Origin of the sequence: Scytonema sp. HK-05 (assembly GCF_963872035.1) — a bacterium.
Classification (GTDB): Bacteria; Cyanobacteriota; Cyanobacteriia; order Cyanobacteriales; family Nostocaceae; genus Kalymmatonema.
The window spans coordinates 22,190-28,189 of record NZ_CAWMYC010000003.1; the positions used below are offsets into that span (position 1 = coordinate 22,190).

Genomic DNA, 6,000 nt, shown 5'->3' on the forward strand with positions numbered 1-6,000 from the left:
TGCGTTACTGCCCTAGGCGATTGTGCGATGGCACGGAGTGCCCGCCTGCGGCGATCGCCATCTAATAAGCTGAAAATCCTACAAGAATTTGCACATCATCTTTTAATCAAATTCTTGTAGGGTGGGCTGGAAAGTCCCCCCAAATTGTGCAAACTAAATGCACAATAGCTTATCCGATGGCTAGGAAACTCGTCTGTTTCATAAAGAAATCGGCTTTTTGAATATTTTTTTAGGTGCTTTTACTTATAACTACGCAGCTAAAAATTTTCTTATATTTCCGGATAATTTCTTTTTTACTGGAATTTATTTAGTGTATGAAATTATCTTTTTAAAGAGTACCCCAAAGGGTACTGCTAAACAAGGTTAGAACTTTTTACAATACAAGTACTAGCCGACTAAAAGTTTCTGTTAACTATTTTTAGTCTAGTGAGCTAACTTGTTATTGCTATTACCTGAAAACGAAATATTTAAACTTCTCTTGAAAATTAACTCATTTCCTAATATCAGACACCGAAATCATAGGAATATCGTTATGAAAGAAGGCAGAAGTACTGTTAAGGACGGGTTCAGGAATAAGTTAGAGTCTTACGTTTTAACTCATTTTAAAGGCTTTTGGGATATTGTCCAAAGCAACAACTTCCTGAAGCGACGCATTAACAAACTCCTAATTAATAGTGCAATAAAAAAAAGCAAAACCCGCCCCTATCCTTTAAGCACATTAGCGGAATACACATCATGGGATTCCTTAACTGATAGAACTTGGAGTGGGCGTCATTTACCACCTGTGAATGTAGATGAGAACAAACTGCCCTCGCTTGAAGAACTCAAGGAGTTGTTCTTAAGAAAAGGTGATACAAATTTGTCTTCTAAATCCACTCTTTTGTTTTCCTATTTTGCTCAATGGTTTACGGATGGATTTTTAAGAACTGACCGCACCAATAATTTAAAAAACACCTCAAACCATGAAATTGATGTCAGTCCCTTGTATGGCTTAAACAAAAAAATGACCGACATCCTGAGGTCACACCAAGGCGGTAAGTTCAAGAGTCAGATGATTAATGGCGAGGAATATCCCCCCTATTATTTTGAGAACGGAGTTGTTAAAGAAGAATTCAAATATCTTTTCAAATCTCCCGATGAAATTCTACCTAAACATGAACTAGAGCCAGCTAAAAAAGAAAAGCTGTTTGCAATGGGTAAGGAGAGGGGCAATGTGCAAATTGGCTACGTGATGATGAACACCCTTTTCTTAAGAGAACACAATCGCATATGTGATGTTCTAGCGGGTCATTATAGTGATTGGGATGACGAGCGACTCTTTCAAACAGCAAGAAATATTGTCATTGTTTTGTTAATTAAAATTGTTCTTGAAGAATATATTAATCATATTGCCCCCTACAACTTCAAATTCTTTGTCGATCCATTATCTTTTACAAATGAAAAGTGGTATCGGCAAAATTGGATGACTCTGGAGTTTAATTTGTTATATCGATGGCACAGTCTAGTACCAAATGAAGTTTATTTGGATAGCCATAAAATTGCCATAACCGAGACACAATGGAACACGGAAATGGTCACTAGTAGGGGTTTGGGACGCTTGTTTGAGGACGCTTCCAATCAAGCTGCTGGAGAAATAGGTGTTTTTAACACCGCACCCTTCCTGATTGACACAGATTTAAAGAGCATCCAACAGGGTAGGGATGCACGCTTAGCAAGCTACAACGATTACCGCGAATTGTGTCAGTTTCCACGAGTCACCGATTTCGACCAGATTACTGGTAATGTAGAAGCTCAAAAACTGCTGAAACGTTTATACGGTCATGTAGACAACATTGAATTCTACGTAGGACTCTTCGCTGAAGACACGCGCGAGAACTCTGCTGTAGGTGCCTTAATTGGGAGACTGGTAGGCATCGATGCTTTTTCGCAAGCATTAACGAACCCCCTGTTGGCTGAAAATATTTTCAACGAAAATACTTTTTCACCAATTGGTATGGAAATTATTCAGACAACCCGGAATCTTTCAGATGTTCTACATCGCAATATTCCCCAAACAAATAAGCGCTTTAAAGTAACCTTGACCCAAGGTCAGTAAAAAGAAAAAAGTCAAAAGAGAAACTATATCTTTTGCCTTTTTTCTTTTGTTGTAGTAAGCGCTTTAGCGCTAAAGTGCTTACTACGAATCCCTCCAAATCAAAATTGATAGACGACTCGCAATACAGTTCGGTTAACTATGTTCATGTTCAGGAAGATCCCCCTTGCCCCCTTAAAAAGGGGGTTTGGTGCCCCCCGAACCTCGGGGGGTTGGGGGGATCAAGTCTTATCCGAACCGTATTGAGACGACTCGGTGCAAAATACGAATTTCTCTTCCCCACTACCCAAAACTGATCTATGCAAACTCAAAAAGGCAAATTAGAACTTGGTAGGGAATATCCAACACCAGACGAGGCGTCTGCTATCGAAGCCATTGAACAAATGACCAGACAGCAGATTGAGCAAAACTATCAAGCAGGCGATCGCCCAGCCCGACGAGATGCTCACGCTAAACATCATGGTTGTGTTCAAGGGGAATTTATTGTTGAAACCAACTTACCGGAAGAAATGAAAGTTGGCGTTTTCAAAGAACCAGGAAAGAAGTTTACTGCGTGTATTCGCTTCTCCAATGCTTCAGGAAATGCAGCCCAACCTGATACAAAAGGTGATGGTCGCGGTATGGCGGTGAAACTCTTGGGTGTGAAAGGCGAGAAGCTGATTGAAGACGAAAAGAACACTCAAGACTTTATTTTGGTCAACCATCCTGTATTTCTCATCCGGAATCTCCAGGATTACGTTCAGTTTTTTGCTGCTATTAGAGCAGCAAAGGGTACTATACCATTAAAGTTTTTCTTGCCTGGTTTCAATCCATTGAAATGGCGCTTGCAAGAATTGATAATTGCCAGGACAATTCAGAGTAAAAAGATTGTCAGTCCTCTGGAAATTCAATATTGGAGCATGACGCCCTACAAACTCGGTGATAGAGCGATTAAATTCTCGGCAAAACCCTCTGCTGAGAATATTTCGGGTAGGCAAGTTTCTAAGTCTCCCAACTATCTTCGTGAGGCAATGGTCGAGCATTTAAACAGCAAGGGAGCTACTTTTGATTTTTTGATTCAGTTTCAAACAGATGCTGAAAAAATGCCGATTGAAGATTCATCTGTTGAATGGAAATCTCCTTTTTACAAAGTCGCTACTATCAAAGTTCCTCCTCAAAAATTTGACTCTCGCGAACAAATGGAGTTTTGTGAAAATCTATCTTACAATCCGTGGCATTCCTTACCAGAACATCAACCATTAGGTAACACGAACCGCGCTCGTAAGCAAATATATGAATCAATTTCTCAGCTTCGGCATGAATTGAATGGTGTTTCCAAAGTTGAACCTACTGAGGAAGAATTATTTGCACTTTTTGGTAGTAAATAGTCTTAGTGTAATGCTTGTATATTAGAACGATGGAGCTATAGCAGTCCGTTGAGGATTCGTGAACAAATAAGATCCCCGACTTCTTAAAGAAGTCGGGGATCTGAAGGAGGTCATACCGAGTTGCGTTCATAGCTGCAACTACCCCCTGCCCCTCTCCTTACCAAGGAGAGGGGTGCCCGGAGGGCGGGGTGAGGTAATTGAGCCGCAACTTAGTATCAATTTTCACAAATGAAATAAGATTGCTATATACAAACAAAGTCTGCTTAGGCAGGCTTTTTAGTTTTTATACTCAGTTAATTCGTAGAAATGATATTTTTTTGTCATTGACTCCGTTTATTTACTGAAATTACTATCAAAACCAAATTTTGTCGTTTTGGATTTTAATTTTAAATTTGAAATTGCTTATCATGGATCTGGACGAACCTACACTGTCCGGAGATACCATGCCAAAACGGCTGATTACAGGGTTAAACAATTTGTTCCAGCGAGATAGAATTGTACGTAACCTGGAGATTTTTCAAGACTTTATCATTATTTCTCTATGCCTTGGTTTATTCTGTGTGATGCTTATACGACTGGGAGATATGTTCTCCTCTTTTTTGCATCCATTGGATTTACGGCAAGTAACATCTGATATCTTGTTCATTTTGATTTTGGTAGAGTTATTTCGCTTGTTACTTGATTACTTGCAAGTACAACAAATATCCGTAGGAGCAGCAGTAGAAATTACCATTGTTTCTGCTTTGCGAGAAGTTATTTTACGCGGTGTCCTCGAAATTCCTCGTGATCAAATTTTTGGAATTTCTGTATTTTTAGTCGTTTTAGGGGTAATTTTTGTCGCTTTACCTTGGGTGCCTCATGTTTTGGAAAACACTAGAATTAGTAACTCCGAAAAAATAGAAGGAAAAACGCGATCGCTGGCTGAAAATTCCTTACCTTCTGATTAGTAAATCTTAAGTAGGGTGCGTTACGGCTTTAGCCTAACGCACCATCTTAATGTCGGTGCGTTAGAGGATGTCTGAAAACTTTAAGCAAGGTATATTTTGTCATTCTGAGCGTAACGAAGTGGAGCGTAAGCGCAAAGCGCACACTTCGTGAACGCGAAGCGTGCGCCTTTGGCGCTTAGAATCCCAATTTTTCGTTGTGGTTCGAGATGCTTCACTACGCTGTCGCTCCGTGCCTCGTAGAGCGAGGAGCTACGCTAACAGCATGACATTTTTGACTTCTCAGACATCCTCTAAAGGCTGCGCCTAACACACCCTACAAGAATTTTATGTTTACTTTATAAATGACCTCTTACTACCAACTTTCGTTTCAGGCATACATAACGCTACGAACTTGTGAAATTTTTTACTTACTGCTTACTATGTATCCCTCAAAGTTCCCTGGGCGGACTTTTACCGTTTTATGTTCAACAAAATTGCTCTATACTTAAAACTAAAATACTACATCTGCTATATAAAAAAATAAAAAAATTCATTTTAATTCCTGCGGAACATTCCGGATAGAAATTGCGACTGGGTGAATGAAAACGCTGCCAGATGTTATAAAGCCTAAAACATTATGAAGTATTTAGGTGCATTGTGCAAAAAAATACATTATTTGCTCTATTTATAAGTTTATCTCTGGCTACAACTCCCCTACTGGTAACTGCCCAAACAGTTGATCAGTTGTATCAGCAAGGCATTACCGCCCAAAATGACGGTAATTACTCAAAAGCCGAAGCGATATGGCGTAAAGTACTGCAACAGTTACCCAAAGATGCTTACGCATACTTTTACCTGGGGAAAGCGCTGTATTTTCAAAAGAAAGTGGATGAGGCACTTGCCGCATACCAACAAGCTATCCAACTCAACCCTAACGATGTTCGTGCTTACCACAACATAGGCGTAGCGCTAGCAGATCAGAAGAAATTCGACAGGGCAGTTGCTGCATATCGCAAAGCGATCCAAATCGACCCCAAATTTGCTCTTGCTTATAAAAACCTGGGTTTATTGCTGTATGACCAAAAAAAGGTGGATGAAGCAGTTGCAGTTTTCCGCAAAGCAATCCAAATCGACCCTAAAAATTCTAATGATTCCGGTAACGCGGAAAATATACCCACAGATCCAAAAAAGCTGGATGCTACGGCTTACAACAATCTGGGCGATGCGCTGTATTACCAGAAAAAACTCGATGAGGCAATAGCCGCCTACAACAAAGCCATCCAACTCAACCCCAACTATGCTTATGCTTACAACAATCTGGGCAATGCGCTGAGGAACCAGAAAAAACTCGATGAGGCGATCGCCGCCTACAACAAAGCCATCCAACTCAACCCCAACTATGCTTATGCTTACAACAATCTGGGCATTGCGCTGAGGAACCAGAAAAAACTCGATGAGGCGATCGCCGCCTACAACAAAGCCATCCAACTCAACCCCAACTATGCTTATGCTTACAATAATCTGGGCAATGCGCTGAGTGACCAGAAAAAACTGGATGAAGCAATAGCCGCCTACAACAAAGCCATCCAACTCAACCCCAACTATGCTTATGCTT

Annotated in this window: 4 protein-coding genes; all 4 read left to right on the forward strand. The window is 40.4% G+C overall.

Annotation, left to right across the window (positions count from 1 at the left end):
* The first annotated feature begins 532 nt into the window (after positions 1–532).
* A complete protein-coding gene (locus AACT52_RS02010) occupies positions 533–2,095 on the forward strand; it encodes a peroxidase family protein (protein ID WP_073635879.1) in 1,563 nt (520 codons plus the stop codon).
* Between the two features lie 296 nt (positions 2,096–2,391).
* On the forward strand, positions 2,392–3,459 hold the full coding sequence (locus tag AACT52_RS02015; RefSeq protein WP_073635880.1) for a catalase family protein: 1,068 nt from the start codon (positions 2,392–2,394) through the stop codon (positions 3,457–3,459).
* Between the two features lie 443 nt (positions 3,460–3,902).
* The gene (locus AACT52_RS02020; protein ID WP_073635883.1) at positions 3,903–4,406 is read left to right on the forward strand and encodes a phosphate-starvation-inducible PsiE family protein; all 504 of its coding nucleotides are present in this window, start codon (positions 3,903–3,905) and stop codon (positions 4,404–4,406) included.
* Between the two features lie 636 nt (positions 4,407–5,042).
* Positions 5,043–6,000, forward strand: a 958-nt coding sequence (locus AACT52_RS02025) for a tetratricopeptide repeat protein (protein WP_143172976.1), incomplete at its 3' end; no start/stop codon positions are given.